Genomic DNA, 3,050 nt, shown 5'->3' with positions numbered 1-3,050 from the left:
TGCTAAAACAGAAGCAGAATTTGATGCGATTGTTGCAAAACTGGGTTATACAGCTAAAGCTGACGAATTCAAAGCCGCTTTTAAAGAAGCACAAGAAAAACAACCCATCAGCGATGATCAATTGGATCAGGCTGCCGGCGGGGGTTTACCATTTATAATTGAAAGACCCATGTATTTTTAGCGTGCAACTATTTAGATGGCGGTTTAAGTATTGTTGGCGTGGATTACGCATTTACAGCAACACAAACAGCAAAATATTCGTAAAAGACAGAAGGGGATTTTCCCCTTCGAAGTACTGACAGGGGATGATTTGAAGTCAGTAGTTCAAAGGGGGGATAAGCAGACATGGAACTATTATTGATTAAATCACACCGGTATGTCAGTGGTTATATTCCGGGATGAAGAAGTAGATTTGGTGGAAACCGAACCCAGAAAACCACCAGAGGATCTGGACGATATTCCCTGGCCGGACATTACCCTGACCAATGACTATAAGTATTACGGATTGCTGCCCATCTTAACTGGAAGGGGCTGTCCTTTTGGGTGCACCTTTTGTTATGAAGGGGCCAATGCCAAACGGGTGCGCCGTCACTCAGTTCCTTCCCTCATGGCGGATGCAGGTCTTAAAAAGATCTTTTTTGGTTTGGAATCCGAAAGTGATCAGGTATTAAAAAGCTACAATAAAAAAACAACCCGAAAAATGGCGGTGGATGTGATTGACCATTGCGTTGAATCCGGGATTCACGGCATTTCCGGAAAATATCATCTTAGGGGGACCTCATGAAACCCTGGAAACCATCAACGAATCCGAAACACTGGTAATGGAACTCCTCCATAATGCGCCAGGCCAGTTTGAAACGGCCTATTTTTTTTTTACCCTATCCAAAAACCCCTATTACCCTTAATCCTGAGAAATTCGGCTTGGAAATCTATGAGGATCTTATTGACTGCTGCAATGAGGACATTCCCCTTTCCAGAAAAAAAAATGGGTTTTATTGATTTGATAAATATTCGGTTGCAGGCCAATAAGCGACTCCAGAATGAAATGCGCAAAATTTATTTTGATGGAAAAATTCCGGAATCGGTGATCAAAGGGCTGATTCCAAAAGAACGGATCAGAGAAGACTTCAACCTGGCTTTCAACTATGGCATTGCGGCGGGATACCTTAAATTTATTTATGGCAAAAACAAGGTGATGGTGGAGTATTATAAAAAACTGATTCAATACAAGGGCCTTTTAAAAGAATGGCATGAATTGAGTGAGAACGAAAGAAATACCTGGATTATTCACAAAATTCCAGATTTTTCCATGCTTGATTTTGGGCTGCTCAGCCAAACAGAGGTTGATATACTGAAATATTCCGGAAAGTTTACCTCAACTGAAATGGTAAAAAAACTGAATCTGTCTTCCGAGAACATGAAAAACCTGTTGATAAAAATGAATGACAAGTATTTGATTTTATTTTCAGCGTTTATTTAGTTTAAGGGTATCTCAAATGTAAGGAGAGGGTTATGAAAAAAAACCTTATGATACTATCTATCCTGTTAATATGCGGGTTGCTCTGTTTTGGTTGTGCAGCGAAAACAACCGAAATAAAAACCATATCAGTGGATGTTGTTTATCCATTTTCTGAAGACTATAGTATTTCTTTCAAAAACGGAATCGAACTGGCAGCCAAGGAAATTAATGAACAGGGGGGCATACTGAATCAGAATATAACAATCAACTATAATGATGATGGCAACAACACCAATACGGCGGTGGAAGTTGCTACTATGATCGGGGGAAATAAAAATTTCCCAATTGTGATTGGACATCGAAGCACCGATGATGTGTTGAAGGTGGCTGGCATTTATAGCCAGCACAATAAAATTCTTTTCGCACCTATTATCGCCAGTTCAAAAGTGAACCTTACTGGAAATGAGGCAGTTTATCTTTGTGCTCCTTCGGAAAATTCAATGGCCCGGGAAATGGTACAGAGCCTGGCAGCCCAAGGTATCAGTAAGGTAGCCATTGTTCATTCAGCCAGCAATACCTATGGCAAAGACTATCTGCAAAGTTTTGAAGAATATGCCCATGCAGCGGGCATTGAAATAGTGGATGCTGTTTCCTATGCCCCGAACATTGATTATTTCAGCTCTTATGTGAAAAAATGGGACAGTCTCGGAGCCCAGGCCATTGTCTCTGCCTGTGTGGGAAATGACATTGCCACCCTTAATAACTATCTGGCCCAAACAGGAAACACGCGGCCTATTTTTGCGAGCTATGACATTGAGATTGAACCCTATCCCATTCCTCAGAGCATCAAAAGCCTGACTCAGGTCACCAGTTATTTCAATAATACCGCCACAACTGGCCCCGAGGCGGCGTTTATTCAGGCCTATCAGAATGCCTATGGACAGAACCCGGATTTGTCCGCGGCCCAGGCCTACATGTCATTACATCTGGCTGCGGATGCTGCCAACAAGGCCCAGAATCTTGATGCCCAGACAATCAGGAAAGCTATCGCAGAGAACAGCTTTGAGACCCTTTATGGCAGCTTGAATTTTAACAAACGGATCCTCAACGGCATTGATGTATTCCAGAAAATCTATGTTAATGATCAGCTGGTACCAAAGGATAATCCAACCGGGGGAGGACAATAGCAGTGAAAGAATCTATTTTTAAGAAAAAAGGGGATAAAAGCACAACAAAAAACGAACATGCGGCTTTAATGACGGTCATTGGCCCAAAGAATTTGCTTATTTTATTGGGCATTGGGATTTTTTTAGTCAGCGTCATTATATTTTCCATCACCGTTCCCATTAATATTACACAAGTCATGGATTCAACGGTGTCCTATGGTGAAGGAACCGTCAATGTGGTCGCGGAAAATGAAGGACTTTTAACAGAAATCAATGTATCAGAAGGGGATTATGTACAAAAAGGCGATTTGCTGGCAGTGGTGACTTCTCAGGGCATGGTGTCTCAGTTATCAAATACAGCAGGTTTGACGGAGATAGAAAAGAGCAATATTAAACGACAAACCATGATTGTTGCCATGGATAGC

At 41.7% G+C, this 3,050-nt stretch carries 5 protein-coding genes; all 5 read left to right on the top strand.

Annotated elements, in window-relative coordinates; genetic code table 11:
• On the top strand, nt 1-181 hold a 181-nt coding region (locus VIK44_RS09820), incomplete at its 5' end, for a hypothetical protein (RefSeq protein ID WP_331553726.1).
• Between the two features lie 195 nt (nt 182-376).
• A complete protein-coding gene (locus tag VIK44_RS09815; protein WP_331553725.1) occupies nt 377-784 on the top strand; it encodes a hypothetical protein in 408 nt (135 codons plus the stop codon).
• A 159-nt stretch (nt 785-943) separates the two neighbouring features.
• Entirely contained in the window at nt 944-1,480 is a 537-nt protein-coding gene (locus VIK44_RS09810) for a hypothetical protein (RefSeq protein WP_331553724.1), read from the top strand.
• A 32-nt stretch (nt 1,481-1,512) separates the two neighbouring features.
• Entirely contained in the window at nt 1,513-2,646 is a 1,134-nt protein-coding gene (locus VIK44_RS09805; RefSeq protein WP_331553723.1) for an ABC transporter substrate-binding protein, read from the top strand.
• A 2-nt stretch (nt 2,647-2,648) separates the two neighbouring features.
• Nucleotides 2,649-3,050 (top strand): biotin/lipoyl-binding protein (locus VIK44_RS09800; RefSeq protein ID WP_331553722.1); only part of this gene is annotated, 402 nt, incomplete at its 3' end.

This window comes from Acetobacterium sp. (genome assembly GCF_036508315.1).
Lineage (GTDB): Bacteria > Bacillota > Clostridia > Eubacteriales > Eubacteriaceae > Acetobacterium.
This window is presented reverse-complemented; position numbering and strand designations above follow the sequence as displayed.